Source organism: Flavimaricola marinus (assembly GCF_900184895.1).
Lineage (GTDB): Bacteria > Pseudomonadota > Alphaproteobacteria > Rhodobacterales > Rhodobacteraceae > Flavimaricola > Flavimaricola marinus.
The window spans coordinates 143,612-170,220 of record NZ_FXZK01000004.1; the positions used below are offsets into that span (position 1 = coordinate 143,612).

The 26,609-nt window shown below is 60.8% G+C and carries 32 protein-coding genes; 12 read left to right on the forward strand and 20 right to left on the reverse strand.

Annotated elements, in window-relative coordinates; all coding sequences use genetic code 11:
* Window positions 1–117: 117 nt before the first annotated feature.
* The 4 genes from fliP to fliF all read right to left on the reverse strand — a co-directional run bounded on the left by fliP (window position 118) and on the right by fliF (window position 3,286).
* Window positions 118–816, reverse strand: a complete 699-nt coding sequence (gene fliP / locus LOM8899_RS11725) for a flagellar type III secretion system pore protein FliP (protein ID WP_093992415.1) — start codon at window positions 814–816, stop codon at window positions 118–120.
* 64 nt (window positions 817–880) lie between these two features.
* On the reverse strand, window positions 881–1,177 hold the full coding sequence (locus tag LOM8899_RS11730; RefSeq protein ID WP_093992416.1) for a FliM/FliN family flagellar motor switch protein: 297 nt from the start codon (window positions 1,175–1,177) through the stop codon (window positions 881–883).
* Window positions 1,170–1,739 (reverse strand): FliH/SctL family protein, encoded by a 570-nt coding sequence (locus LOM8899_RS11735; RefSeq protein WP_093992417.1) that lies wholly within the window; start codon window positions 1,737–1,739, stop codon window positions 1,170–1,172. The genes LOM8899_RS11730 and LOM8899_RS11735 overlap by 8 nt, the downstream gene beginning before the upstream one ends.
* Complete coding sequence (gene fliF, locus LOM8899_RS11740) at window positions 1,739–3,286, reverse strand: flagellar basal-body MS-ring/collar protein FliF (protein WP_245820515.1); 1,548 nt, start codon at window positions 3,284–3,286, stop codon at window positions 1,739–1,741. Before fliF ends, LOM8899_RS11735 begins: the two co-directional genes overlap by 1 nt.
* A 134-nt stretch (window positions 3,287–3,420) precedes the next feature.
* Here fliF and LOM8899_RS11745 point away from each other — a divergent pair, with 134 nt between their 5' ends.
* The 9 genes from LOM8899_RS11745 to LOM8899_RS11785 all read left to right on the forward strand — a co-directional run bounded on the left by LOM8899_RS11745 (window position 3,421) and on the right by LOM8899_RS11785 (window position 12,770).
* On the forward strand, window positions 3,421–3,918 hold the full coding sequence (locus tag LOM8899_RS11745) for a flagellar basal body-associated FliL family protein (protein ID WP_093992665.1): 498 nt from the start codon (window positions 3,421–3,423) through the stop codon (window positions 3,916–3,918).
* Between the two features lie 13 nt (window positions 3,919–3,931).
* Window positions 3,932–4,288 carry a hypothetical protein gene (locus LOM8899_RS11750; protein ID WP_093992419.1) on the forward strand — a complete coding sequence of 119 codons (357 nt, stop codon included), beginning with the start codon at window positions 3,932–3,934 and terminating at the stop codon, window positions 4,286–4,288.
* Window positions 4,289–4,416: 128 nt separating this feature from the next.
* The gene (locus LOM8899_RS11755) at window positions 4,417–4,863 is read left to right on the forward strand and encodes a MotE family protein (RefSeq protein ID WP_306456516.1); all 447 of its coding nucleotides are present in this window, start codon (window positions 4,417–4,419) and stop codon (window positions 4,861–4,863) included.
* 103 nt (window positions 4,864–4,966) lie between these two features.
* Complete coding sequence (gene motA / locus LOM8899_RS11760) at window positions 4,967–5,833, forward strand: flagellar motor stator protein MotA (protein WP_093992421.1); 867 nt, start codon at window positions 4,967–4,969, stop codon at window positions 5,831–5,833.
* On the forward strand, window positions 5,830–8,091 hold the full coding sequence (locus tag LOM8899_RS11765; protein ID WP_093992422.1) for a hypothetical protein: 2,262 nt from the start codon (window positions 5,830–5,832) through the stop codon (window positions 8,089–8,091). The genes motA and LOM8899_RS11765 overlap by 4 nt, the downstream gene beginning before the upstream one ends.
* A 335-nt stretch (window positions 8,092–8,426) precedes the next feature.
* On the forward strand, window positions 8,427–10,517 hold the full coding sequence (gene flhA / locus LOM8899_RS11770) for a flagellar biosynthesis protein FlhA (RefSeq protein ID WP_093992423.1): 2,091 nt from the start codon (window positions 8,427–8,429) through the stop codon (window positions 10,515–10,517).
* A complete protein-coding gene (locus tag LOM8899_RS11775) occupies window positions 10,514–11,296 on the forward strand; it encodes a flagellar biosynthetic protein FliR (protein ID WP_093992424.1) in 783 nt (260 codons plus the stop codon). The genes flhA and LOM8899_RS11775 overlap by 4 nt, the downstream gene beginning before the upstream one ends.
* Complete coding sequence (locus tag LOM8899_RS11780) at window positions 11,293–12,375, forward strand: EscU/YscU/HrcU family type III secretion system export apparatus switch protein (protein ID WP_093992425.1); 1,083 nt, start codon at window positions 11,293–11,295, stop codon at window positions 12,373–12,375. The genes LOM8899_RS11775 and LOM8899_RS11780 overlap by 4 nt, the downstream gene beginning before the upstream one ends.
* A complete protein-coding gene (locus LOM8899_RS11785; protein WP_093992426.1) occupies window positions 12,372–12,770 on the forward strand; it encodes a hypothetical protein in 399 nt (132 codons plus the stop codon). Before LOM8899_RS11780 ends, LOM8899_RS11785 begins: the two co-directional genes overlap by 4 nt.
* Window positions 12,771–12,776: 6 nt before the next feature.
* Here LOM8899_RS11785 and LOM8899_RS11790 read toward each other — a convergent pair whose 3' ends face one another.
* The 9 genes from LOM8899_RS11790 to LOM8899_RS11830 are packed head-to-tail and all read right to left on the reverse strand — an operon-like array spanning window position 12,777 to window position 17,371.
* Entirely contained in the window at window positions 12,777–13,289 is a 513-nt protein-coding gene (locus LOM8899_RS11790; RefSeq protein WP_093992427.1) for a flagellar basal body-associated FliL family protein, read from the reverse strand.
* Window positions 13,290–13,313: 24 nt separating this feature from the next.
* The gene (flgH, locus tag LOM8899_RS11795; RefSeq protein WP_093992428.1) at window positions 13,314–14,051 is read right to left on the reverse strand and encodes a flagellar basal body L-ring protein FlgH; all 738 of its coding nucleotides are present in this window, start codon (window positions 14,049–14,051) and stop codon (window positions 13,314–13,316) included.
* 12 nt (window positions 14,052–14,063) lie between these two features.
* Entirely contained in the window at window positions 14,064–14,480 is a 417-nt protein-coding gene (gene flgA, locus LOM8899_RS11800; protein ID WP_093992429.1) for a flagellar basal body P-ring formation chaperone FlgA, read from the reverse strand.
* Window positions 14,477–15,262: a flagellar basal-body rod protein FlgG gene (gene flgG / locus LOM8899_RS11805; RefSeq protein ID WP_093992430.1), complete on the reverse strand. Its 786-nt coding sequence runs from the start codon at window positions 15,260–15,262 to the stop codon at window positions 14,477–14,479. The genes flgA and flgG overlap by 4 nt, the downstream gene beginning before the upstream one ends.
* A gap of 37 nt (window positions 15,263–15,299) precedes the next feature.
* Window positions 15,300–16,016, reverse strand: a complete 717-nt coding sequence (locus LOM8899_RS11810) for a flagellar hook-basal body complex protein (RefSeq protein WP_093992431.1) — start codon at window positions 16,014–16,016, stop codon at window positions 15,300–15,302.
* A 5-nt stretch (window positions 16,017–16,021) separates the two neighbouring features.
* Window positions 16,022–16,288, reverse strand: a complete 267-nt coding sequence (locus LOM8899_RS11815; RefSeq protein ID WP_093992432.1) for a flagellar biosynthetic protein FliQ — start codon at window positions 16,286–16,288, stop codon at window positions 16,022–16,024.
* Between the two features lie 4 nt (window positions 16,289–16,292).
* Window positions 16,293–16,580: a flagellar hook-basal body complex protein FliE gene (fliE, locus tag LOM8899_RS11820; RefSeq protein ID WP_093992433.1), complete on the reverse strand. Its 288-nt coding sequence runs from the start codon at window positions 16,578–16,580 to the stop codon at window positions 16,293–16,295.
* Window positions 16,581–16,592: 12 nt separating this feature from the next.
* Window positions 16,593–16,985, reverse strand: coding sequence for a flagellar basal body rod protein FlgC (gene flgC / locus LOM8899_RS11825; RefSeq protein ID WP_093992434.1), 393 nt, complete (start codon window positions 16,983–16,985; stop codon window positions 16,593–16,595).
* Window positions 16,986–16,987: 2 nt separating this feature from the next.
* On the reverse strand, window positions 16,988–17,371 hold the full coding sequence (locus LOM8899_RS11830) for a FlgB family protein (RefSeq protein ID WP_093992435.1): 384 nt from the start codon (window positions 17,369–17,371) through the stop codon (window positions 16,988–16,990).
* Window positions 17,372–17,462: 91 nt separating this feature from the next.
* Between LOM8899_RS11830 and LOM8899_RS11835 the strand changes: the two genes are divergently transcribed.
* A complete protein-coding gene (locus tag LOM8899_RS11835; protein WP_093992436.1) occupies window positions 17,463–18,809 on the forward strand; it encodes a FliI/YscN family ATPase in 1,347 nt (448 codons plus the stop codon).
* Here the strand turns inward: LOM8899_RS11835 and LOM8899_RS11840 are convergent, their stop codons facing one another.
* The 6 genes from LOM8899_RS11840 to LOM8899_RS11865 all read right to left on the reverse strand — a co-directional run bounded on the left by LOM8899_RS11840 (window position 18,810) and on the right by LOM8899_RS11865 (window position 22,633).
* Window positions 18,810–19,613, reverse strand: a complete 804-nt coding sequence (locus LOM8899_RS11840) for a DUF1217 domain-containing protein (RefSeq protein ID WP_093992437.1) — start codon at window positions 19,611–19,613, stop codon at window positions 18,810–18,812.
* Window positions 19,610–20,020: a flagellar biosynthesis repressor FlbT gene (gene flbT, locus LOM8899_RS11845; protein WP_093992438.1), complete on the reverse strand. Its 411-nt coding sequence runs from the start codon at window positions 20,018–20,020 to the stop codon at window positions 19,610–19,612. Before flbT ends, LOM8899_RS11840 begins: the two co-directional genes overlap by 4 nt.
* A complete protein-coding gene (gene flaF / locus LOM8899_RS11850; protein ID WP_093992439.1) occupies window positions 20,020–20,412 on the reverse strand; it encodes a flagellar biosynthesis regulator FlaF in 393 nt (130 codons plus the stop codon). The genes flbT and flaF overlap by 1 nt, the downstream gene beginning before the upstream one ends.
* Before the next feature lie 104 nt (window positions 20,413–20,516).
* Window positions 20,517–21,782, reverse strand: a complete 1,266-nt coding sequence (locus LOM8899_RS11855; protein WP_093992440.1) for a flagellin N-terminal helical domain-containing protein — start codon at window positions 21,780–21,782, stop codon at window positions 20,517–20,519.
* Window positions 21,783–22,005: 223 nt separating this feature from the next.
* The gene (locus tag LOM8899_RS11860; RefSeq protein ID WP_093992441.1) at window positions 22,006–22,347 is read right to left on the reverse strand and encodes a hypothetical protein; all 342 of its coding nucleotides are present in this window, start codon (window positions 22,345–22,347) and stop codon (window positions 22,006–22,008) included.
* Window positions 22,340–22,633: a rod-binding protein gene (locus LOM8899_RS11865; RefSeq protein WP_093992442.1), complete on the reverse strand. Its 294-nt coding sequence runs from the start codon at window positions 22,631–22,633 to the stop codon at window positions 22,340–22,342. The genes LOM8899_RS11860 and LOM8899_RS11865 overlap by 8 nt, the downstream gene beginning before the upstream one ends.
* Window positions 22,634–22,998: 365 nt before the next feature.
* Here LOM8899_RS11865 and LOM8899_RS11870 point away from each other — a divergent pair, with 365 nt between their 5' ends.
* Window positions 22,999–24,396 (forward strand): flagellar hook-length control protein FliK, encoded by a 1,398-nt coding sequence (locus LOM8899_RS11870; protein ID WP_168770533.1) that lies wholly within the window; start codon window positions 22,999–23,001, stop codon window positions 24,394–24,396.
* The gene (locus tag LOM8899_RS11875; RefSeq protein ID WP_306456518.1) at window positions 24,362–25,081 is read left to right on the forward strand and encodes a flagellar hook capping FlgD N-terminal domain-containing protein; all 720 of its coding nucleotides are present in this window, start codon (window positions 24,362–24,364) and stop codon (window positions 25,079–25,081) included. The genes LOM8899_RS11870 and LOM8899_RS11875 overlap by 35 nt, the downstream gene beginning before the upstream one ends.
* Here LOM8899_RS11875 and ubiB read toward each other — a convergent pair.
* The gene (gene ubiB, locus LOM8899_RS11880) at window positions 25,074–26,609 is read right to left on the reverse strand and encodes a 2-polyprenylphenol 6-hydroxylase (RefSeq protein WP_093992445.1); all 1,536 of its coding nucleotides are present in this window, start codon (window positions 26,607–26,609) and stop codon (window positions 25,074–25,076) included. The genes LOM8899_RS11875 and ubiB overlap by 8 nt on opposite strands.

Consider the following 26,609-nt stretch of genomic DNA (forward strand, 5'->3'; position numbering starts at 1 on the left):
TCAAAGAGTGGTTGGCGGGGGTGGGTTTTGGGCAAAGCCTCAACGGAAATGGGAGCGGAAATCCATGCCGCTCCCATTCTGGGCCTTTGGCAATGTCGGAGGGACGACACCGAGATTTCAGAAATAGCTCCGGACGAGGCTGCTGGCGATCAGGCTCCAGCCATCGGCCACGACGAAGAACGCCAGCTTGAACGGCAAAGAGACGATTGCGGGCGGCACCATCATCATGCCCATCGACATCAGGATCGCCGCGACGACGAGATCGATGATGAGAAAGGGCAGAAATATGATGAACCCGATCTGAAAGGCCCGTGAAATCTCGGACAGAAGAAAGGATGGCACCAGGACCGAAAGCGGGGACTCAGGGACCGGGGTCGACTGAGAAAGGTCGGGTCTCAGTGCGGCCAGCGACTCGAAGGTATCGATATCGATCCGTCCGGCCATGAAATCACGGAACGGACCAAGGGTCAGCGTAAAGGCCCGTTCGATAGAGATATTTTCGTTGATCAGCGGTGCGATCCCCTCGGCCCAGGCGGCCAGAAATACCGGCTCCATGACGAAGTAGGTAAGGAACATCGCCAAGGTCACGATGAGCATGTTCGGCGGTGATTGTTGCAGCCCGATCGCCTGCCTGAGTATCGCAAGCACCGTCACGATGAACGGAAAACACGTGATCATGATTGCGAGCCCCGGCACGAGGCTGAGCAGAGTGATCAGCACGATCAACTGGATCGACCGCGCCGCCATGGACCCGTCATCGCCGAGTGACAAGGTGACCTCTTGAGCCGTGGCCGGAGACGCGATGGCGAGCGTCATCGCGAGCAGGGCACAGCCGCAGATGACTGCGGCCGATCTGGGGAGGGGCCGGTTCAAACCTGACCTACCCCAGATCGCCATGCAGGCTCACCACTTCCGTCAGACGCACAGCAAGCTGCCCCGGTTCACCGCCGTCCAGTTCCTGAAGTTCGCCCCGCGCGATGAGCCGACCGCCGACGAAGAGCTCGACCGGGTCTTCGACCCGACGATCGAGTGGCAGGACTGCGTTTTCACCCAGCGCCAGCAAATCTCGGACGGAGGGGCGGGCATGGCCGACGGAGATCGTGATTTCGATCGGAACCGAATGGAGCGGGTGATCGGTGTGCGGGTCTGTAGGGGGAGTCGTGCCGGGATTATCCATGTTCGGACCTTTGTTGTTCGGTGATGTCGAGAAGTGCCGACAAGATGTCTTTCGTCTGTGCAATCAGGCTGTCGAGGTCGATGGCCACCTCGCCCTGTGTGGAATGCAAGATCGCCTGAGCCGGCGACAGTGCGGCATCGCCATGCAGCTCGAATGGCAGGTCGGTGAAGCGGCTGAGCGCATCTGCGACATCGGCCCGCTGGCCTGGTGCGACCGAGATCGTCACCGGCGCATCGGCGTTTTCCATCGCCTTGGCCGCGAGTTCGGCCACGATGTGCGGCACCAGCATCTCATGCGCAAAGGCCGGCACGAACGCCTTGATCAGGCTGTCGAACATCGGGCGAAGTGCGACCATCATGTGTTCGCGTGCCTCGTGGTATCCAAAGCGCATGTCCGAAAAAGTCTGGACAAGGGCGGCAGAGAGAACGTTCTGCTCCGCTTCGCTCGCGGCAAGACCTTCGGCGTAGCCTGCGTCATGTCCGTTTTGCCAGTCTTCCGACGGCTGCGAATCGCCGCCGCCATCGATCACCTCGAAAGGCTCCAGAAACGCAGGTTTCGCCATTATGCATGCTCCTTGCCATCGGGATCTTCGACCCAGCTCTGCAGGATCTGGATCGTTTCGTCCTGTCGTTCGTCGATCATCTTGCGCAGCCGTGTGACGGGGTCGCCTTCGGGCACTGCCTCGCCGTCGATCACTCTTGGATCGCGGTCGTCCGGGGAGGGCAGGGCGTTCTGATCCAGCGCACCCATTTGGTTGCCCATATCCGGCGCGGGGAGGGCCGCCGCCTTGCGCGGCGACAGAATTGGCCGCACCACAAAGAGACCGAGGATCAGGGCAACAAGCGCCAGCACGCCGATCTGGATCAAAGACATCATATCCAGCGGCAATCCGCCCGGCTCGACCGCCTCTGTTCCCAGCACTTCGGGCGCTTCGAAGGCCATCGACCGGACCGTGATCTCGTCACCCCGCGTCTCGTCCAACCCGACGGCGGAAGCGACGAGCTCCTGCAAGGCGAGTAGCTCCTCCTCGTCGCGAGGTTCGCTGACGAGGTTGCCGTCGTCGTCCGTCACGGTCGCATTGTTGACCAGCACGGCCACGGTCATCCGCCGCACAGCACCGGGATTGCGCAGGACCTCACGGCTGGTCTCGGAAACCTCGTAGTTGGTGAGTGACCGCGTCTCGCTGTCTTCGCTGGTCGAAGTGCCGCCACCGCCCGCGGCATCGCCGGTGGGCAGGTTTGACGCGACGGTCACGTCGCCGCCGCGCGAATCGTTGGAGGTGTTGGAACGCTCCTCCACCTCGGTCGAAATCGCGACGCGACTGTCCGGATCGATCAGCCGTTCGACGATGGATTCCTGCTCGGTGACGGTCTCGACCGACACTTCGACAACCGCATTTCCATATCCGACCCGCGCGGCAAGGAGCCGTTCGGCACGCGCCTGAAGCTCTTCGGACAATGCCTGGCCTCCGGGTTGATTCCCTTCGTCAGAACCGCCGATAAGGCCGCCTTCGCCGTCGATGACCGCGACATTCTCAGGCGCCAGGCCAGAAACCGAGGAGGCCACCAGATACCGCAGCGCATTAGCCTGCGCCGGCGACAATGTGCCGGAGCCGGTGCTGACGGTGACCGAGGCGGTGGGCCGGTCCTCTCTTTGAAAGGGCCGGTTTGTCGGCGTCGAGATGTGTACCCGCGCCGACCGCACATAAGGACTCGTCAGAATGGTGCGCGCCAGCTCCCCTTCCTTTGCCCGCCAATAGGCGGCGTCGAACATCTGCGATGTCGTGCCGAAACCGGTGAGCGAATCGAGCAGCTCGTAGCCCTGTGACGAATTGGCAGGCAGGCCTTGTCCGGCAAGTGTCATTCGGAGCTGATCCCGCTGGACCGTCGGCACGTAAATGCCCGATCCGCGCACGTCATAGGCGACGCCTTGCTGCTCGAGCGCGGTGATCACGTCGCCCGCCGCCCGCTCTTCCAACCCGGCGTAGAGCAGCGACATGTCCTGCTTCGTCGCGCCGCGCGACAGGGCGAATACCGTCACGAACATGGCGATAGTGGCGAGAACAACGATGGCTCGACGCCCTGCGTTGAGGCCTGACCAAACTGTCATCAAGCTGTCCAAGAGAATTCCTCCGGTAACGACGGGCGTTCTGCCCTGATGCATTCAGTTAACCTTGGTGGGCTTAACAATCGGTTAGTTTGTGCGGCGCTATGAAAGGGCATCGTCACAAATTGGAGAAACCGATGACTGCCGCTGCCGATCCGGCCGAAGCCGAGGAACCAAAAAAGAAATCCAAGCTGCCGCTGATACTGGGCGTGGTGCTTGCTCTTGTCGGCGGGGGCGGTGGGTTCATGGCTGTAAAAATGGGCCTTCTGGGCGGCGGGGGAACCGAGACGCATGCAGAGGACGAGGCTCATCTCGCAGAGCTGCCGCCGCTCGCTCCGGCGTCGTTTGTCGCACTCGATCCATTGATCGTGAACATGCCGAATCAGTCGGGTCGCCAGTTCCTTCGGTTTGCCGCGCAGTTGGAGGTGGCCCCCGAACATGCCGCCGAGGTCGAAGCCGTCAAACCTCGCATTGTCGATGTTCTCAACGGCTATCTACGGGCCGTCGAAGTATCCGACCTCGAGGATCCGACGGCGTTGATGCGTCTGCGCGCGCAGATGTTGCGTCGCGTCCAGGTCGTGACGGGGGAGGGTCGCGTCCGCGACCTTCTGATTATGGAATTCGTGCTGAACTAGAAAGGGGCAGCTCATGTCGTTGATATCGGATATTCTCTTGATGGCCGGAGCGTTGGGCGCCGGTTTCTACTGCTATGTATTGTCGAGGCGGTTGCGCCGATTCACCGACCTTGAAAAGGGCGTCGGCGGCGCGGTCGCTGTGTTGTCTGCCCAGGTCGATGATCTGACACGGACATTGAACAAGGCGCAGGGGTCAGCCAAGACCTCTGTTTCGAGCCTGAACGAGGTGAATGCTCGTGCCGAAGCGGCGGCTGGGCGCCTCGAATTGCTTGTGGCATCGTTGCACGACCTGCCGGAGCCGACGCCTCAAAAAGCGCCTGTGAATCCCTTCTTCGTGCGTCATCCCGAAGGTCAGGGAACCCACCCATGAGCCGCAGGGGAACGGCAAGGCGAGGCGCGTTGACAGTGATCGCCGGTCTTCTGATGGCCTCTGCCGTTGTCAGGGTTGCTGGCACGGCCGGTCCCGCTTTTGCCGTTGGGGCAGCCGAAGAACCGGCAATGTCAGAGACGGTGGAGCCTGCTGTCTGCGGACCAGAGGACACACCAGCTGCGCTCATCGAAGCGCTTCAGGAGCGAGAGGCGCGGGTCGTGGCCCGGGAAGCGCGGATCGCAGATCGGATGCAAGCGATGGCCGTCGCCGAGGCCGAGATCGAGGAAAAGATCGCCGAACTGACCGAGGCGGAGGACTCCCTTGCTGCATTGCTCGCACTGGCGAATTCCGCCGCAGAGGATGATCTCAATCGTCTTACCGCTGTCTACGAGAACATGAAGCCACAGGACGCGGCCGCATTGTTCGAGGCGATGGAGCCGGCGTTTTCAGCCGGTTTCATGGGACGGATGCGCCCGGAATCTGCTGCAGCGATCATGACCAATCTCGAATCTCAGACCGCCTATCTGATCAGCGTCGTCCTGGCCGGGCGCAATGCCAACGCACCGACGGAATAGAGTCAGAATCGTTCTGCCGATGACCAACCGTTAACGCCTTTCTGCAAAAATGTTCGCAGGGCCAAGACCTCTGGCCCTGCTGTCTTCATAGGAGTTTGACGCGATGGTCGGTGTGGTGGGGATTGTCATCATCTTTGTGATGGTGTTCGGCGGATATGTCCTTGCCGGTGGTAAGATGGGGATCATTCTCAAGGCCCTGCCGTTCGAGATGATCATGATCGGCGGCGCGGCCATCGGCGCGTTCGTGTTGTCGAACGACGGGGCGGGGATCAAGCACACGGTGAAAGACGTGAGCAAGGTCTTCAAAGGCCCGAAGTGGAAATCAGACGATTATCGGGATCTGTTGTGTCTGTTGTTCGAGTTGATCCGGGTCGCACGGGCGAACCCCGTCGCCCTTGAGGAACATATCGAGAACCCGACCGAATCTTCGATATTCACGAAGTATCCAAAAATCATGACCGACAATGAGGCCATCGCCCTGATCTGTGACACGATGCGGTCGGCATCCATGAACTACGACGATCCGCACCAGGTCGAAGAGGTCTTGGAAAAGAGAATCGAAGCGAATTTCCATCATTCGATGCACTCGACTCATGCGCTGCACTCCATCGCGGACGGGCTTCCGGCGCTCGGGATCGTCGCGGCGGTTCTAGGGGTTATCAAGACGATGGCGTCAATTGACCAGCCGCCGGAAATCCTTGGGAAAATGATCGGTGGCGCTCTTGTGGGAACCTTCCTGGGCGTGTTTCTCGCCTACGGTCTGGTCGGCCCGCTCGCCGGCCGGTTGAAATCTGTGATCGAAGAGGACGGGCACTTCTATCAACTCATCCGCGAGGTGCTCGTCGCCAACCTGCATCGCCATGCCCCCAACATCTGCATCGAAGTCGGCCGTCAGAACACTCCCGGTCACAATCGGCCGGCATTCTCGGATTTGGAAGAGGCCCTCAAGGCTACGAAGGACGCCGCATGAGGATTTTTCTCGCGCTTGTATTCTGGATCTGCTGTGCGCCGGTCGGGGCCGAGGTCGTTTCGATACGTTCCGGCGAGCACGATCGTTTCTCGCGCTTGGTTCTGACCATTCCCGAAGGCCGCGAGTGGACCTTGGGCCGCGTGTCGGATGGATACGCGTTGGAGCTCGGCGACGGGTCGGATACCTATGATACCACCACTGTTTTCGACAGGATTCCCCCCGACCGGATCGCTTCGATCGAGAGCGAAGATGGCCGTTTGCGCATCTCAGTCTCTTGTGAATGCCACGCAGATGCCTTCCTCTGGCGGGCTGACAAGCTCGTGGTCGACGTTGTGGATGGACCACCGCCTGACGGGTCGGAGTTCGAGATTGCCTTGGTCGGCGGATCGACCGAGGAGCCACAATCCAACTCCGCCGACCAGGTCAACCTGCCTTTGCTGATTGAAGCACCCGATGCCGGGGCGCGGCCACCGTTGGTCCCCGGCACATTTGCCGTCACGCCACCCACTGACAATCGCGTGGCTGAAGCCGAACGTGCCGTCATCGAGAGCCTCGCGCGTGCCGCTAGCCAAGGTGTCTTCGATATTCCATCGCGGCCCGTGCCGATCATACCTGACAATCTGAGCGAGGACGGCTCTGCGAATTCCGCCGAGCTTCCTGTTCTGACTCCGATCACCGACCCGATGGATGGGATCCCGACCCCTGTTTCCAACTCCTCGGGCACCGGCGGCCCCGGGCTGGTGCTGCGCACCGGGATCGAGCGCGACGAAAATGGGAAGCAGGGCATAATCGAAGAGTCCGGCCACTGTATCTCGGACGAGATGCTCGGCCTGGATACGTGGGGCGACGATAGGGACTTCTCGACGCAGATTGCGGATCATCGCCGTATCCTGACCGGCGAATTTGACGCCTATCCAGAGGGCTCGATTGAGGATCTCGCCAAGACCTACATCTTTTTTGGCTTCGGTCAGGAAGCGCGGCAGGTCTTGGCGCTGGATGGCCAAGGGTCTCAGGAAAGACTCGTCCTCGACGCCCTGTCGCGTGTTGTGGACGATGTGCCTCAGCGCAACGGCGTTCTTGATGATCAGATGGACTGCTCAGGGTTCGTCGTCATGTGGGCGGCTCTGGCCAACGGCAGCCTGGGCGAGTCTTCGACCGATGGGCGCAACGCTGCCGTAATGGCCTTTCGGCTGCTGCCTGACCAATTGCGAGGACATTTGGGCGCACGCCTTGCCCGGCTGTTCCTCGAAGCCGGAGATTCGACGACGGCAGATATGATCCTGACTGCGTCCCAGCGGCTGGAAACGGGGCATACGGTCGAGGCCGATCTGACCGGCGCCGCGGTGATCGAGTCGACGGAAGGCGCGGGGCCGGCAATCGAAGTTCTGGGCGCCATGGCCGACGAAGACACCCGGATGACCGCGGACGGATTGGTACAGTTGATCAATTTGCTGCTGGCAGAGGGCCGTACGGTTGATGATCCGCTTCTCGATCTGGCTTCGGCCATGCGCTTTGAGGCGGGCGGATCGGATGATGCTCGAAAACTGGGCCTGGCCGAACTACGGGCGCGCACGGCGCGAGATGAGTTCGATGCCGCGCTGGTACTTGTGTCTGATGTCTCCTTGCCGATCGCTCAGGTCGATCGCGACGCACAGACATCGCAAGTTGTGGCGGAGATGGCTGAACGCGGAGACACCGCATCCTTTCTGGAATTTGCCTTCGCCGACCTCCCGAACGGATTGAGTGCTGAGGCAGAGAATGCCGTCGCAAAGAGACTGCTGGAAGTGGGCTTTCCGGATCGCGCCATGTCGATCCTTGCTGGGCCAGCCGTGCAGGAGGCCATGGCCGAGCGTCGGTATCTGAGAGGCGAGGCCGCGGCTGAAATCGGCGATATCGACGCGCTGAATGCCGCACTGATCGGTTTGTCCGATCCGAGGGCAGCGCAGATTCGGGCGAGGGCGCTTGCTGCGAGTGGTGATTTCCAAAGCGCACTGGCGGAGGAATTGCAGCAACCCGATGCCGTTGCGAGCCCCGAGGGTGCTTGGCGGGCCGGAGCGTGGACCTTGCTGGAATCCGGCGACGACCCACTGCTCCAAACCGCGTCTCGCGCAATTCTGTCAGATCCTGTCGTGCTGCCAAGTCCGCCGACACTGGAGTCACGTCGGGATCTGATCGAAGAGGCGCAGGCCACTCGGACCATGACCGAAGAGCTGCTCGATCGGTTTAACATCGACGCCGATCAGGTGAGCGTCGAGTAAATCGGGTCACTGCTTACGATTTGTAAACGCAACGATCGTAGCGTCAAATCGGATATGTAGCAGAAGGCGCATGGAATGAACGCGAGAATCGCGTGGTTGGCATGGCCGACCCCAATCGCAGGTGGAAAACCGGCCGTCTCGGAACGAGACGTTTTAATGAGTCATCCCTATTTGAGCGATGAAATGGGGTGCTCGCCGGGCAGGCTTGCGCGATTCAAAGACGCGTGCTCTGCCATCGATTGCAGACCGAGCCGGCCTTTTGATCCTGCGAAAAGGACCGTTCTTCTCGTTTGCGACGGAACTGCGATCCGAGGCATTCGACTGGAGCCAGTCACATGCAGGGTCTGACGCTTCAGAACATTTTTCAGCCAACCGTGCTGCTCGCTTTGGCTCTCATGGCGGTCATCGTCATGATGATCCTGCCGATGCCGGCTTGGGTTCTCGACATGGGGCTGGCCTTGTCGTTTGGCCTCGCCATTCTGATGTTTACCGTCACCTTGTTCATCCAGCGGCCACTGGATTTTTCTGCTTTTCCCACTGTTCTGTTGGCGTCCCTGATGCTTCGCTTGTCGCTGAACGTGTCATCGACGAAGCTGATCATCGCTGACGGTCATACCGGAACCGATGCGGCGGGCGGCGTCATCCAGGGTTTTGCCAATTTCGTTATGGGCGGGTCCGTCCTTCTCGGGATCGTCGTGTTCTGCGTCTTGTTGATCGTGAATTTCATCGTGATCAACAAGGGCGCGACCCGAATGGCCGAAGTGGGCGCACGCTTTGCGCTGGATGCAATGCCCGGCAAGCAGTTGGCCATTGACGCCGACATGTCGGCTGGCGCCATCGACCATGCAGAAGCCAAGCGGCGCCGAGAGCTCGAGCAAGCGGAAACCACGTTCTTCGGTTCTCTCGATGGTGCATCGAAATTCGTCAAGGGCGATGCCGTCGCTGGGCTCTTGATCACGGCGCTCAACCTGGTCGTGGGTTTGATTATCGGCATCACGATGCACGGCATGCCGCTTGGTCAAGCGTTTGAGACCTATTCGATCTTGACGGTCGGCGATGGTCTCGTGAGTCAAATTCCCGCGGTTATCATTTCGATCGCGTCGGCACTGTTGCTAGCCCGAGGCGGCGCCACCGGGGCCACCGACCTCGCCATCGTGGCGCAACTTGGGCGGCACCCGGCTGCACTGGCGACTGTGGGTGGTTTGATGGCTCTGTTCGCGCTGGTGCCGGGACTTCCGTTTCTGCCCTTTGTCATCGGCGCGATCGTCCTCGGAGGGAGCGCCTGGATTCTTGCCAGAAAGCAAGAGCGTGAACGGCTTGAGGCAGAGGCGGCAGGTGTCGCAAGACCGGAAGCGGCGAAGAAGGCGTCAATGGGCGATCTGCTCGATCTCGACGATATTCATGTCGAATTCTCGCCGGATCTGGTGGAAATGGTTCTTGATCCCGCGACCGGCTTGGACGCGCGGATCGCCAATATGCGCAACCACGTGGCGACGAATTTCGGCGTGCTCCTGCCCGAGATCCGGTTGACGGACAACGCGGCACTGCCGGCCAATACTTATGTTGTCAAAGTGCAAGGCGTGGAGCAGGTGCGAGACCAACTGCGCCCCGGTCAATTGCTCGCGTTGCTACCAGATGGAGATGCATCTGCGCTGAAGGGTGAAGCGGTTCGTGAACCGGTCTATGGTGCGCCCGCCCGTTGGATCGCGCCCGATCAACAGGAAGAAGCGGCCCTGACCGGTTTGACCACGGTTTGGCCCGCCGAAGTTCTGGCCACGCACTTGCTCGAGATCATCAAGCGCAATTTGCCCAGGCTGCTGTCGCACAAGTCGATGCGGCGCCTCATTGAAGAGATGACCAACCTCACCGATACGGACAGAGCGACCGCCAACCGTAAACTGCTCGACGAAATGATGCCCGACAAGGTTCCTCCGGATATGTTGCTGTCGACCTTGCGGCTTCTGCTGGAAGAGCGTGTGTCGATCCGGAACCTGCCGTTGATCATCGAAGCCGTCGCCGAAGGTCGTCAAGTTCACACCACGCCGGAGGGCATCGCGGAGCACGTCCGGCAGCGTCTTGGCTTTCAACTGGTCGCCGAGATGCGGCGCGAGGATGGCACCATCCCCCTGATCCAGCTCGCCCCCGAGTGGGAAGAGACCTTCAACACCTATCAGATTACGTCCGAGCGCGGATCGTCGGATGTGGCTTTGCCGCCGGAGGACTTCAATCGTCTGGCGACCGCCATCGCCGACAAGATCAATCGGGCGGCCGAGAAGGGAGCCTATCCGGCGGTGGTCACATCGATGCGGCGCAGGCGGTTCCTGCGGACGGTCATGACGGCCAAGGGCATTCCAAACCCCTGCCTGTCTTTCGAGGAGATCGGGGTAGACGCCCGCCCGTCATTGGTCGGACTGGTCCCCGCATGACCTTGGCGCTCGCTGATTTTGCGGATCTCGCAACGGGAACGCTTTGGGGAGCATTGCTGGTGTTTCTGCGGATCGGCGCCATGATGGCCCTGATACCGGCCTTTGGAGAGCAATCGGTTCCGGCGCGGGTGAAACTGGGTCTGACGGTCGCATTTACCCTGATCGTTCTGCCGGCGACAGCGCCGCATATTGCTGAACCGCCAAATGAAACCACTGCGATACTCGGACTGGCAGGCGCGGAGATCGTCTCCGGCCTTTTCTTTGGCATGATGCTTCGCTTGTTCATCATGGCGCTTCAGATCGCGGGCACGATCGCGGCGCAGTCGACCTCTCTGTCACAGTTGTTTGGGGGAAGCGCCGGCGCGGACCCGTTGCCGGCCATGGGGCATGTGCTCGTGATTTCGGGTCTCGCGCTTGCAGCTCTCTTGGGGCTGCACGTCAGGGTCGCCGCCTATATGCTGCAGAGCTATGATCTTGTTCCGATTGGCGTTTTGCCGATGCCCGGAATTGTTGCCGAAGCAGGCGTGGCCGAGGTCACACGCTGTTTTTCGCTGGGCTTCACCTTGGCGGCGCCATTCGTGGTGGCGTCGCTCCTCTACAATGTCACCTTGGGCGTGATCAACCGCGCCATGCCGCAACTGATGGTGGCCTTTGTCGGAGCGCCCGCGATCACCGCGGGAGGCTTGGCGCTGCTGATGATTTCCGCGCCGTTCCTGCTGTCGATCTGGAGCGATCAGTTCTTTGGCTTCATGGCGCGACCGTTCGGGCCAATCCAATGAGCGGTGACGACAGCGAAGAAGACAAGCAATACGACCCTTCCCAGAAAAAGCTCGACGATGCGCGGCAGAAAGGTGAAGTCCCGAAATCCGTGGATCTGACGACCTCCGCGGCGTATTTCGGGTTTCTCGTCGTCGGCTCTTTGGCGGGCCCGGCGTCGATCCTGGCGATTGGGGCAACGCTGGCCGCGCTGCTGGCGCGGGCGGACAGTTTCTCGACCCAGGTGTTTACGGGGTCCGGCGGGCTCTTTGCCAAGAACATGCTTGCGGAAATGGGCTGGGCCCTCGCGCCTTGGATGGTGCTCCCGGGGGTCATTGCGTTGTTGTCGGTGATCATTCAGCGGGGGCTGGTCTTTGCGCCGAGCAAACTGGAACCGAAACTGTCCCGGATATCTCCGATCAAGGGTTTCACCAACAAATTCGGGCGTGAGGGCCTGTTCGAGTTTTTCAAGAGCGCGGGCAAGTTGGTGATCTACAGTATCGTGCTTGGCTTCTTCCTGACGTTCCAGTTCCCGGAGATCATCGGCACGATGATCATGGCGCCAGCACTCATCGCCTCCGAGTTCCTCGGGATGGCATTGCAGCTGTTGTTCATCGTGTTCCTGGTCGCGGTATCGATCGGGGCGGTCGACTGGTTCTTTCAGAATGCCCAACACACCCGCAAGAACCGGATGTCTCGCAAGGAGTTGATGGACGAGCACAAGAATTCCGAGGGCGATCCGATGATGAAGCAGCAGCGGCGTCAGAAGGCGGTCGGCTTTGCGATGAACCAGATGCTTGCAGACGTACCCGACGCGGACGTCATTATCGTCAACCCGACACATTACGCGGTTGCGCTGAAATGGGAGCGCGGCTCGGGGCGCGCGCCGATCTGTGTGGCCAAAGGCGTGGACGAAATCGCGGCGCGCATTCGCGAATTGGCGCAAACGCACGAGGTGCCGGTCCATTCAGACCCCCCAACAGCCCGATTGCTGTTCGCCAGCGTCGAGATCGGCGACGAGATCAAGCCTGATCATTACCGCGCCGTCGCCGCGGCAATCCGATTTGCGGAGAAGGTCCGCACCAAGGTGAGAATGACATGAGCAACAAGGCCCGCGATCTCGCTTCCCTTGCTGGGTTGACCGCTGCTGCATACACCGCAGCGCAGGCAAGGATGGGCGCACTCAAACGCAAGGAAACGGAGTTGCGCGAGAAGCTCGATGCGTTGGCCGCCTCGCGCCAGCATGATGCCGGTGAGGCGGTGTTCTCTGATCCTGCGCGGCGGGCAGGCGCCGATCTTTTGTGGCAACGTTGGGTCGATACCCGCCGCAGTGCTTTGAACAAGGAACTGGTGAATAATCTGGTGGCTCAAACACGAGCCAAGACCCTGCTCACCAAGGAATTCGGGCGTCACGAAGCGATCAAGGGACTGCGCGAACAGGCAAGCGAAAAGGCCCGCGCGGAGCAACTCCGGCGGGCCGAACGGAATGGTTTCTGAACCGGCTCAGACGTCCTGACGCACCAGCTCCAGGATCAAGACATCGCTGACCTGGTTGCCGATCGCCTCACGGGCGGCGTTGCGAAGCGCTGTTCGCAGGTTGCGCATATTGGTCGTCGCCGTGAATTGCCCGTCGAAGCCGCCCAGATTGGCATGATCGAACAGCACCTGAAGGAAAGCATCCCGCAGTTTTGGTTCTTGTTCGAACACGAAGTCCTTCTCGCCGGTGGGAACCTCGACGCTAAGGGAGACGACAACAAGCGCCTGAACCTGTTCGTTGGAGACGACGGGGACGACGAATTGGTTGTTCAGTCTCGCATATTCCTTGTCCGATGCCGCTTCGGGCTCGGAATGATCCTCGGCGGCGGTCATGGCGTGGTCGTCTTCGGGAAGAGGACCACAGGGGTTGGCCATGGCTTCCTCGGTTGGTTCTTCGGCTGCGGGTGTCAGGAACAGACCGGCGGCGATGCCACCGCCTGTTCCGACAAGCAGCAAGATCAGGGGCAGGATGAGTTTCATGGCGTCTCCAGTTCAGGGCATTTGCTAGAACGGCAGAAGGATTTCAGCGGCTTGCTGCCCGTAGCGCGGCTGCTGCACATCCGAGATCTGGCCGCGTCCGCCATAGGCGATCCTCGCCGAGGCGATCTTGTCGTAGGTGACTTCGTTCTGACGGGTGATGTCCGCCGGCCGCACAAAACCGGAGACGAGCAGCTCGCGCATTTCGAAATTGACCCGGACCTGCTGGCTTCCCTCGATCGAGAGCACGCCGTTTGGCAGAACGTCGACGACGGTTGCGGCCACGCGGAGGGTCAACCGCTCGTTCCTCTGCACTGATCCCGTTCCCGAGAATGTGCTCGACGAGCCGAGGCCAACTGCGGAATCGAGGCTCGCGCCGCCGGGCAGATCTTCGTTGATCCGCTGCGGAAGCCCGAAGAGATCGTTGATTTGCATCTCCTGATTGCCGCTGCGCGACCGGTCGCTGGAGTTGTTGATCTGGGCGCTATCGTCGATCTCGATGACGACGGTCAGAATGTCGCCGCGCTGCATGGCCCGTCGATCCCCGAGGAGCGACCCGCGGTCGCCGGTCCAAAGCGATGCGGGGGCGGTTGGCGGCAGGGCCATCGTGTCCACGCTTTGCGGCAGGCTCGCGGTCATCATGGCCGTGTGTTCCGTTGTCGACAGAACCGGCGTGAACGGAGGTTCTTGGCCGATTTGCTCGACTTGGGCGCAGGCCGCTGACATGCCCAGCACACCGATGATCATCAGGCGGGAGATCGACATTATGGATGTTCCTTAGCGAGAAACGTAGGCGGTGCCGTCCGGTCCGATGAGGGCCGATACGGTGTTGCGCGAACTGAGGTTCATGACACGGATGGTCTCGCCCGGACCGGCGCGGTCCATGGCGCGGCCCTCGGTCGAGATTGTGAGGATTTCATTGGCGTAGATCAGGGGGATGATCTGGTTGCGTTCGACCACTGCGGGTGGCCCGAGGTCTGCGGCGCGAACGGGCCGCCCGGCATAGAGCGCCACTTTCGCTTCCAGCCCAATGGCGGCGTCCGGCGAAGTGATCGCACCCGGAACCGTGGCGTCCGTCACCACGATATCGCCGGGGCCGATAATGGTGCGCGCCGGAATCGTGCGACTGGCGACCAGGGTCTCTGCCGAGGCGGCAGAGCCTGCCAAAATCAGGCAGAGCGCGAGCCGGGTCATCTGATCTGCACCATCGCGCTGAGCATCTGGTCGGCCGCCGTGATGACCTTGGAATTCAATTCGTAGCCGCGCTGGGCCTCGATCAGATCGGTCACCTCCTTGACTGGATCGATGGAGCTGTCTTCGAGGTACCCTTGCCGCAACGTGCCAAGCCCGTCCTGTCCGGGAGTGGTCACGAGCGACGGGCCGGAGGCCGGTGTTTCGACAAACAAGTTGGAGCCGATCGCCTCGAGCCCGCGTGGATTGGTAAAACCGGCGAGGGTGAATTGACCCAGAAGCTGTGGGTTCACCTGGTCGTTGAAATAGGCGTATACCTCACCTTCGGCATTGATCGAGATCGATGCGGCATCGTCCGGGATCGTGACGTTGGGCACCACGGGATACCCGTCGGAGGTGACGATCAGGCCATCGCCGGTCCGCTTGAGCCCGCCATCGCGGGTATAGGCGGCCCGTCCGTCCGGGAGCGTGACCTCAAGATAGCCCGCGCCCTCGATCGCCAGATCCAGATCGCCGTTGGTCGCGCTGAGCGCACCTTGCGCAAGGATCATCGACACGGCGGTTGGCCGGACGCCGAGGCCAAGCTGCACCCCTGTTGGCAACACGGTGCCGTCGGCGGCGTTTATCGTGCCGGGTCGGGCGAATTGCTGATAATGCAGATCCGCAAACTCCGCGCGACGGGCGTTGTAGCCGGTGGTGTTCATGTTTGCGAGGTTGTTCGAGATCACCTCGACCCGCATTTGTTGCGCCGACATGCCGGCGGCTGCGATTTGTAATGCACGCATTTCTTGCGAACTCCTTTTTTGGCCCGGTCAATCGGGCCTATTTGCTGAGGTCACGGATCACGGTGCGGATGCGCTGATCCTCGTTGTCGAGGAAGTTCTGCCCAAGCTCGTAGGCCCGCTGCACCTCGATCATCCGCGTGATTTCCAGAACCGGGTTGACGTTGGATTGCTCCAGAAAGCCTTGCACCATTCGGGCGTCCAAAGCGGGTTCGACGCCGCCCTCGGCCACAAACCGCACGCCGTCTTCGCGCCGCACATTCAACGGATCGACCGGCACGAACATCCCGACCTGCCCGACAGGCTGCCCGTCTGCGGAGATGGTGCCGTCGGCCGCAATCCCGATGCTTCGGGTGCCTTGCGGGACGAAGACCGGTGCTCCACCGCCGTCGAGGACAGGAAAACCGTCCATCGTAACCAGATCGCCGTTTTCGTTTGGTGTGAACTGCCCGGCCCGGGTCAGACGATCGCCCTGCGGGGTCTGCACCATGAAGAACCCGTCACCTTCGATCGCCAGATCGAACGTTCCGCCGGTTTGAGCGAGCCCGCCCTGGGACTGCACGGTTTGGCGAACCTCGGCCGACGCCATCGAAAGCGATGGCGCGTCTGCGCCCAAATTGGCCACGTATTCCGCGAACACCACGCCCTCCGCCCGATACCCCGTCGTCGAGGCGTTGGCGATGTTGTTGGCGAGCGATTGCATCTCGGACAGCAGGCCGGATTGCCGGGTAAGCGCGGTGTAGGTTGCATTGTCCATGGACGTCAGGTCCCTATTATGATCGGCACGAGGGTGGTCTGGAAAAAGCTGACCAGGGTTTCGGTCATGAATCCCATGGTCATCCAGAAGACGATAAGAATGGCCCCGAGTTTCGGCACGAATGTGAGCGTCATCTCTTGGATCGAGGTCAGAGCCTGAAACAGGCCGACCGTCAGACCGGCGACCAGCGCCACCGCCAAGATCGGCATCGAGATCAGCGTTGCGGTCCAGAGACCCTGTCGCAACACGTCGTAGAACAGAGCCTCGTTCATCCGGTTACACCGGCATCCGCAAGATTTCCTGATAGGCCTCGACCACCTTGTTGCGGATCGTGACGGCCGTCTCGACGGCAAGCTCGGTCTGAGCCAGCGCCTGAACCAGAGCGTGAGGATCGGACCCGGTGGTCATCGTCTCCATCGCGGTGGCTTCGCTTTCTTGCAGTGTGCTCGCGAAATTCTGGACAAGGCCGGAAAGCGCACCGCCGGTTTCTTCACCCGGCTGCGGCGTGGTTGCGGTTCGGTTTGCGGCATACTGCCGCGCAACAAGGGACGTATTCAGTTCCATTGTTCATTGCTCCTATTTTCGTAGTAGATCCATCAGGGCCGCGGACATCTTGCGCACCTGATCGAACATCTTGAGATTGGCTTCGTAGCTCCGGTTGGCCTCTCGGGAATCCGCGATTTCGACCAGCAGGTTGACGTTTGAGCCGATGTAGTAGCCGGTCTCGTCCGCCAATGGATTGTCCGGATCGTAGACCTGCGGCAGCTCGGTCCGGTCGAGTTGCACCCGACCTGTCGTCACCGCCCCCGTTCTGTCGCCTCGCTCGACGACCTGCTCGAAGGAGACGGTCTTTCGCCGGTAACCGGGCGTGTCGTTATTCGCAATATTTTCAGATACATAGCGAATGCGCTCTGCTTGGGATCGCATGCCGCTGGCGGCCACATTCAAGGCGTCACTGAAATCCGTCATGATCAGCGCCCCAGCGAGGTGCGCATGACGGTCAGCGCGTGTTTGTAGATGGCAAGCGCCCGACTATGTTCACGCTCGATATTGACGGCGTTGAGCATTTCCTGCTCGATCGAGACCGTGTTGCCGTTGGGCGACGGCTCGGCGCCGCTTGTCTCGGCCCGCGCGATTGCAGGCGAGTTGTTGGCCGCACCGATGTGGCCGGGGCGAGTGGCCCGCATCCGCCCCGTTTCCGCGGCGCTGTAACTGTCGGTGAACGACGCGATTGCCCGCGCCTGATAGCCGGGTGTATCCGCGTTTGCGATATTCGTCGCCACAATGGCCTGACGCGACCCGGCATGCCGGGCCATTTGCGATGATACCTGAAAAAGATCCAAGTTTTTGTACATCGGGGCTTCTCCCTCGATTGGCTTCAACCAAGCATTAAGCCTGATTCCTTAAGAAGGAGTTGTTGCCAGAACGGCAAAGGAGCTCTTGCAGATGCAACCGACTGTTTTTGAGAAGATGAGCATCGCCCTCGACGCCATGCGCGCGACGCATCGCGTCGGTCGGGTCACGGAAGCTACGGGCGGAATGGTCCATGTCTCCGGACTGTCCGAATTCGCCCGCCTCGGCGATCGCGTGCGTATTGGGGCGCAATCCGCGCCGGTGAAAGCGGAAGTAATCCGAATCGACCGCGGCTCTGTTCAACTGATGTTACAGGGTGCCGAGGACGGTTTGTTGGTCGGCGACCCGGTGATTTTGGAGCCTCGTCCTCGGTTCGCGCCGGACGAATCGTGGATTGGCCGCGTCGTCGATCCGGATGGACTTCCCCTGGATGGCCGCCCGCTGCTTGCCGGTGCCAAAGCGCGCAACCTTCGTGCCGACCCGCCGCCGCCGCAGGCGCGCCGACAACTCGGCACAAGGTTGGAGACTGGGCTTGCCATCTTTGACACCATGCTGCCGATTGTTCGTGGCCAGAGGATTGGCCTCTTTTCCGGGTCTGGCGTCGGCAAATCGACATTGCTGGGCGACCTTGCCCGTGGCGTGAACGCGGATGTCATCGTGATCGGGTTGGTCGGTGAACGCGGGCGGGAACTGCGCCATTTCGTGGAAGACGTGCTCGGTGCCGAGGGAATGGCGCGTGCGGTGGTCGTCGCGGCGACCTCGGACCGCGCACCGCAATTGAGGCGCCGCTGCGCATGGGCTGCCACGGCTGTGGCAGAGCACTTCCGCGATGAGGGCAAACAGGTGCTGTTGCTCTTGGATAGTGTCACAAGATTTGCCGAAGCCCACCGCGAGCTCGCCTCGACGGCGGGCGAGGCGTCCGGGCTCCGCGGGTATCCGGCGACCACCGGTCCGGCAATCGCAGCTTTGAGTGAACGAGCGGGACCGGGCGTGCCGGGAACCGGCGACATTACCGCGATCTATACTGTCTTGGTCGCGGGATCGGACATGGAAGAGCCGGTGGCAGACATGTTGCGAGGCGTTCTGGACGGGCATGTGGTCCTTGATCGGGAGATCGCCGAACGCGGGCGCTTTCCGGCCGTCAATATGCTTCGATCTGTTTCGCGTTCCTTACCGAAGGCTGCGACGGATCAGGAGAATGTTCTGATTGCAGAGGCGCGGGCCATGATGGGGGCCTATGATCGGGCAGAAATGATGATCCAGGCTGGGCTGTATACACCCGGGTCTGATGCGGCGATCGATGCCGCAATAGCCTGTCACATTCCTTTAGAAACTTTCATGGCACAAAGGGTGCAGGGGGGAATTGCGTCCAGCTTTGCGGCGTTGCGCAAGGCCTTGTCCTATGCCCGCCCGCAACCGCGAAGCACGGCGAAACGCTGATCAGGCGTTGAGATTGGGCATGGCTTGCAACAGGTTCAACGCGATTGAGCTGCCGCTGGCATTCGAATAGGCCGTGATTTCGGATCGGACGAGATAGAGGCGGATCAACTTCTCCTGCATCTCGGGATCTGCGAAGTCCTCAACCTTATCCGTGCCGAACACGGATTGCGAACGCTCCTGGAATGCGGTGCGCTGTTGATCGATGTCGATGGCGCCGAAGCTCGACGGGAACCCCAGAGCCGTCTCGAAAATCGTCCGCACCGGAGTGCTGCCCATCACGGCGAACCACTGCGCGTCACTTGGAAGATCCTGATCAAAAATGTCACTAAGCCCGCTGGAAAGATTCAACGCGAGGCGCATGTCTCCGTTTACATCACCAACGGCGCGCTCGAATTGACGATCCTCGAATCTCGCAAGGATCTGATCCGCGAAATTGGACAGTCGAGTGCGACTACCGAGGTCTCCAAACCCGAACTCCCGAGACATCGTGTTGTAGCGCTTGTCGGACAAACGGTTGGCGAGGGCGTCTTCGGCCAAAGTCCCGTCTTCGAGAATCTTTTGTATGAAGGCCTTGTTGCCGATATCTTCGTCGAGGCCGAAGGCACCGAGAGCGACTTCTAGCAGCCGTCGGTCTGCCACCAGTTCTTCGGCGGTGTTGATCTTGCTGATATTCTCTCGAAAGTAGTCGGTTTGGCGCTGGAAGGTCGTCGTCTGAACGAAGGCGTCCTTCTGAGTGTCGAGCGTGCGCTGGAGGAATCGCCAGCCGGCATAGCCCGTGATGGGAATGACCGGCTGGAATGTCATGACAGCCTCGGTGCGGTGGCTAAGAGCCGCTCTTCACGGGGAAGCAATGTCCGTAGACGTTTGAGCGCGCGATAGAAGTCGCCCGAGGTGACCGCCTCCGTCGCTTCCGTCAGGATGGCGCGACTGTCGGGGTCGCAGAGTGCCTGGCTGAGTTGCTCGATGCCGCGCAGCAGTTGGATGGCACCTTCGTCCTCGCTGGCATCGCCCGAGAGTATCAGTTGCGCGACATAGCAGACGCGCCGAACGGGGGTGTTGACCTCGTCGGGGCGGATGGCATCGCGTAACCGGAGAATGTTTGCATTTGGCGTGAGGATCGAGAGGCGTGAACGGCGATCTCCGTTTTCGATGACAGCGCCATTCACCAGCACCCGTTCCTTGGGTCCGAGTTTGAGGACAAGACCAGTCATCAGTTTATCTCCTGAGCTTTTGCCCGGCCCTGAATCGAGGTGCCCAAGCCACGCAGAATTGCTGTGTTGATATCGATCAAAGCCTCGACGCCGGCGTCGCCCCGCAGGACCTTGCTCGAGTGCAAGTTGGTGAATTCGTAGAGGTAGAAGATCTGGGCCCGCAGTTGCTGTGGTAGGCCATTGTCTGGATCAGCCACATCGGCGGCCAAGATTGTCCAGAGTGTGCGATTGTCGTGAAGTGCGTCGACGAGATCGCGAAACGAATCTTTTTCTGTGGCATCTTTGAGGCGACCGATGATGTCGCTGAACGCCTGATATTCGATAGACTTGGAGGTGCGTAGATGCGTTTGGGTGGGCGCGTAGGCCTTTCGAGCCTGATCTATTGCGTTCACGTGCTGTCCTTCCGGAGCCAATGTGGAACGGGCCGCGAGTTTTTCGCGTCATTAAGGGGCGGTCAGGGGGGTGAAGGCGACCTGCGCCGCCTTCACCTGATGACTTACCGGAACAGGGACAGGATCGTCTGCGGTGCCTGGTTGGCAATCGACAGAGCCTGAACGCCCAGCTGCTGCTGAACCTGCAGCGCCTGAAGTCGCGCAGATGCCTCTTCCATGTCGGCATCCACGAGGCTGCCGATACCGGATTTCAGTGCGTCGGTGAGGCCCGATACAAAGTCCATCTGCGTGTCGATCCGGCCTTGGGCCGAGCCGAAGGATGCCGCAGCATTGATCGACGTCTGGATCATCCCTTCGATAGCGCCGAGGGCAGCATCAGCGCCGTTTGACGTGGTCACGTCGAACTGATCAAGAAGCGCAAGACCGCCACCAACGTTGCCGTTTGCCGTTGCCGGTGTCGTGATCGCGTAGGATGTCACGTCGGCAGCCGTCAGCGAGATAGTGGCGCCACCTGTCTCGTTGTCATTGGTGAAATCGATCTGACCAGCAGTTGTGGCGTTCAGCGAGTATGTGCCGTTGATGCCCAACTTGTCCGCGGCGAAATTCAACGCGGTGACCATGTTGTTGGCCACGTCGGTTTGAGTATCGCCTTCGCGGACACCCACGATGATCTGGTTGCCAGCGCCGAGAGCGGTACCGGCAATCTGGCTGATCTGGATGGTGGAGCCTTGAGTCGCCAGCGCAGTGGTGACGGTAAATGCGTTGGCCTGGGTGGCGCCGGCAACAATCCCTGCAGCAGCGGCCGAGGTGGGACCTGCTGCGCCGCCAGCAGTAGCCATCGTGCCGCTGGATGTGCCGAGGTCCTGCTTCGTCACATTGATTTCAGAGGCCGCAACGCCAGAACCCGAACGGTCGAGCGACGAGAGAACGTTGATCGAACCGGTTCCTGCCGTATTGCTGCTGTTCTCGAGGAGGTTCAGCCCGTTGAACTGCGCCGCGCCGACAACCGCACCGATCTGGTCGCGGAGTGCCGCGATATCGGTCTGGATCTTTTCGCGATCGACGTTCTCTTCCTGGCTCGCGACGATCTTCTCTTTCATCTGAGTCAGAAGGTCGGTCACTGTTTCGGAGGCCTGCCGTGCCACGGAGGCCGTCGACTGGCCGAGGGACAGGCTGGAACTGATTGCCTTGAAGCCGGAGACATCGGACTCCATCACCTTCGAGATCGCCCAGATTGCCGAGTTGTCCTTGGCGGAGCTGACCGCTTTACCTGTCGAGATCAGGTTTTGTGTGCTGGCCATATCCTTGTTGATGGATTTTAGAGTCTGCAGCGCAACCATTGCGCCGTTGTTTGTCAGAATGCTGGACATGTTGTAGTGGTCCTTTGTTAGGTCGGCGCTTTTTACGCCATAGTTTCGAGATCCCGCTGTCTAGCGGTATGGACTGTCATTCTGACATTTGCCTGCGTTTCGCTTTCGTCGAACCGCCTGCGCCATCTCGGTGGATGCCGGTGCAACCTGCACCTTTCCGCCTAACGAAACCCTAACTCCGGACCCCCATATCCCCTCAATTTGAGCGAAAATATCGGACGTTTCAGACCTTGCGCTCGATCACGGTGCGTCCGGCGTCGACCTGCTGTCGTTGCCCGGATTTGTCATAGGTCGAAAAGCTGGACCGTTGCTGGCGCAATCCGTCCATCCGCCCCCTCGCGGCCCGCATTCCGTCGATGGCCGCAGCCAACAAGGCTTGATTGCGCCGCACGGCATGGGCGACGCGCTGCATGTTCCGCTCGGACAAGGCCTGCTCGCCCAGCCGCGCGAGCAGTTTCTGCTTGGATGGCGCCAACTCATCCAGATCGGCATAGTCGCCACGGAGGAGAGCCGCCCTTTCGTCGTCCAGAAGTTTCAGAAGTGCGGTAGGTTTTTGCTCAGCCATCTGCCCGTGCCTTCATCGCTTCGAACAACGCCTCGGCCAGGCCGATACCGCCGGCTTGGACCATTTCCTTGGCCTGTGCTTCCCTCAGGAAAGAAGCGAAGTGCTCCTCACCTGCGCCGCCACCGAAGGTTTCACGTGGGGCCCCGACCCCTGCGGATTTGAGCATTTCCGCGAGGAAACTCGCTTCGAGGTTCTGGGCGGCTGCGAGCAATTGCTCATCCCGCGTCGGCGCGGTTGCAGCCGTGGCCGCCGATTGGGGCGACGGCGACGAAATCGGTATGGACATGGACTACTCCAATTCGAGTGACTTTGTCTGAAATACGTCAAGGACGGTAAAGATACGGTAAGCATTGCCCGTCAAAGATAGGCGAAACGTTATCGCGCATCGGAGAACTGATGTTTCTGCTCATCGCTCAGGACGGCCTTACCGCGACAGAAAAGCGACCCGGAAACGGGCCCGCGCCGATCGCCCCACCGGGGAAATCTCCGCGGGATGGCCAGCGTTTTGCCGAGATCTATTCGTCGAACACTTCGGGCACCGATGGCCACCGACAAAGCTCGTCGCCGGCAAAGGATCGGTCCGATCCAGAAGCGGATTCGGCTGACACGGAGCCGACATACGAAGACATAGATGGCGATGCCACCGCCGCGATGGATTCGGATCAAGACCTGCCTGATGTAGAGGGAAAGGCTGATGCAGAGCGCATCGGACCGAGAATCGACGGCACCGCCGACGAACCTGTCCTGACCCGGGCCGATACGACGGAGGTGGACGCGACCTCTCCAATACCGCTGCTATTTGACCATTCGACGCACGAGATGACCAAGATGCTTCGCCGCGGCGAGCCGGAGGGTGCGGAAGTCGTCGTGCGCGGTGCTGATCAGGATCCGATAGCGAGGGAGCCAGGCACTTTGGTGCGCGCCAGTGATTCGATGCCGCCACATGCGACTTCCTTGTCCCGGTCCGATCCGAAAATGGGTGACCCGCCACGTGAAGGTTTCGACAGGTATCAGGCGTTTGATGAGCTGCGGGGCGCGAATCGGGAATCTCGGAGCGGCCGAGACTTCGACACCCTACCTTCCGTGCAAATGAGCGCCGGATCACAGCCAAAAGACGTGTCCATAGCCGGGATTGATCATCTGATTTCGGGCGATCCTTCCGCACGACCGTCGAGCGGCGTTGGTGACCTCGCCATTCCGCTCGACGACAGGTGGGACGCGACCCGCATCCCCGATGGTCGAGCAATGGCTGAGACGACACAGGCAACGGGCGTTGCGGCACTGTCGACGGGGCCGGGCGGGCCGAGCGGAGCGAGTGTCAAATCGCTCTCACCGTCGGAATTTGACGAGGAAGGTCGTGGTCTTCGTCCTGATCGGTCGGGACTGACACGGCCCCCGGAGTCTGATCTGTCATCTCGTGAGACGGTATTGGAGAGATCAGCAATCGATCCGAGAACCCAGGCCCACGGCGCAACCGCTGCTTTCGCAGGACTGGTCAGCGCGAAGCCTCAGACACGGACGCTGAGTGCCTTTGACCCCGTCGCCGGACTCGAGGCCGAGCAAGACGGTCTCATGGTCGAACTGGATTTCTCGGTTCATGCGCCGGGGGACACGCGAAGCGGTCCCAGCAGTATCGCGGCCGCAACCCCGGCCTCCGTGGCGCAAAGTGCCTCGGCACAAATTGCGCGGGCGGCCATTCAGGCAAACGGAGCCCGGACGGAACTGATTCTCGACCCGGAAGAACTGGGCAAGGTGCGCCTCAATATGGTGAGCGATGACCGGTCGATTACGCTTCATGTGATGGCCGATCGACCCGACACGCTCGACTTGCTGCGCCGAAATATCGAGACGCTGGAACAGGAGTTTCGCGATCTCGGTTTCGAGGACGTGACCTTTGCTTTCGGGGAGCAGGCGCCGCCACAAAGACAAGTAGACCGTCCCCTCGCCAGATCGGAACAGAGCGGTACCGACAGCGGCGAAATTGATACCGCTACGGTCGAACGGGCCCATCAAGGTGGGCCTGACGGCCACCTTGATATCCGACTATAGGAAAGAAATTGATATGGAAACCCAAGCAGTTACCAGTGCGACCACGACAGCGCCCACGTCTTCGACAAGCTCCGCATCCGCGATCAGCTCTGACTTCGACACGTTCTTGCAGATGCTGTCTGTCCAGATGCAGAATCAGGATCCTCTCAACCCGATCGAATCTACGGATTTTGCGGTTCAGTTGGCGACCTTCTCTTCGGTGGAGCAGCAAGTGCTGACCAATGATCTGTTGGTCGCGCTGAGTTCGCAAATTGCCCTGAGCAACGTGGCCGAGATGTCGGCGTGGGTCGGGCAGGAAGTGCGGGCAGCGATGCCGACCTATTTCGACGGCTCGCCAGTGGACATCGCGCCCAACCCTGCCGCGATTGCCGAAAACGTCGAACTTGTCGTCAGGGACGAGACCGGAACAGAGGTGCAGCGCTATTCGATTCCGGTTTCAGCCGAGCCGATCCAATGGGAGGGCGTCAATGATCTGGGAGAGCCTTTCCCGCCGGGCGTCTACAGCTTTGAGGTCGTCAGCTATGCCGGTGGTGAAGTCATCCTGCAGGAGACCGCTGATGTGTATGGCGTCGTCAACGAGGTGATGTCAGAAGGCGGCGAGATCATCCTCGTGATGGATGGGGATGTCGCTGTCTTGGCAAGCCAGGTTGGTGCATTGCGGGCACCAACCGACTCGCCTAGCTGACGATGAATGCAACCACGCCGGTAATCGCCAGCGCCACAGCAGCACCAAGGGTCATCCATGCGATGGCCTCTCCTGCCCCCCGAGACTTTGGCGAGGGTGCGGGATTGGTGGAGCGGATCAGCAGATCTTCGGCCATCTTGGGCAGCCTCGGCCCAAACCGGGCGATGACTTGCGCGGTCTTGGCCAGATCGCGCATCAACGCCTTCGGTCCGACGTTTTCCTTGATGTAATTTTCGACGACAGGCTGTCCGGACTGCCAGATGTTCATGTGCGGATCCAGGGTGCGGGCGACGCCTTCGACAACGACCATCGTCCGCTGAAGCAGGATCAACTCAGTCCGGGTCTCCATGCCAAAGCGCTCTGTGACCTCGAAGAGATATGCCAGAAGCCGCGCCATCGAGATTTGGCTGGCATCCATGCCGAAGATCGGCTCTCCCACGGCCCGCAATGCCCGCGCGAACTCATCGACATCCCGGTCTGCCGGCACATATCCGGCCTCGAAATGGACCTCTGCGACCCGGTTGTAATCCTTGCGGATGAAGCCGAACAGGATCTCGGCGTAAACCCGGCGGGTATACTCGTCGATCCGGCCCATGATCCCGAAGTCATAGGCGATCACGTCGCCATTGGCGCCGATCTTGAGGTTTCCCTGGTGCATGTCGCCATGGAAGAAGCCGTCGCGCAGCGCGTGATTTAGGAAAAGCTGCAGGATTCGCTGAGCCAGTTCCTGACGATTGTGCCCGGCCGTATCGATGGCGGCCACGTCCGCGGCGCCGATGCCTTCCGCCCAGCCCAGCGTCATCACGCGTTTGCCCGATAGGGGCCATATGACGCGAGGCACGGCGAAACCGGGGTCTTCGGCCGTATTGGCAGCGAATTCAGCGGCGGCGGAGCTTTCGAGGCGCAGGTCGAGTTCGCCCATCACGACGCCTTCGAAATGCTCGATCACATCCATCGGTCGCAGTCGTCGTGATGCCGGCGACAGAAATTCGATCATCCGGGCGGCGAAATAGAATGCGTCGATATCCTTGCGGAAGGCCTTCTCGATGCCGGGCCGCAGCACCTTTACGGCGACTTCTTCGCCGGTGTCGGCAATCGTCGCCTTGTGGACCTGTGCCAGCGACGCTGCTGCGACAGGCTCTGAGAACGACGAAAAGACGGAATCGACCGGCCGCCCGATTTCGCGGGCCACTTCGGCCTTGGCGATCGCTGTGGGGAACGGCGGTAGCTTGTCTTGCAGAACCTTGAGTTCGGAGGCCATCTGGTCACCGACGACATCGGGCCGAGTGGACAGAATCTGCCCGAATTTGATGTAGGCCGGGCCCAGCGCGTTCAGCGCACGTGTGGCGGGCGGCATCGACGGATCGCCGCGATAGCCCAGCCAAGTGAACGGCCATGCCAACGTGCGGGCCGCGATCCGAAGCGTTGGCCCGGCCTCGAATGCATCGAGCACGACGTTCATCGCGCCCGCCCGTTCGAGCGTCGCGCCGGTTCGGACCAGCCGCCAGATGTTGTGGGGGCCTCTCAC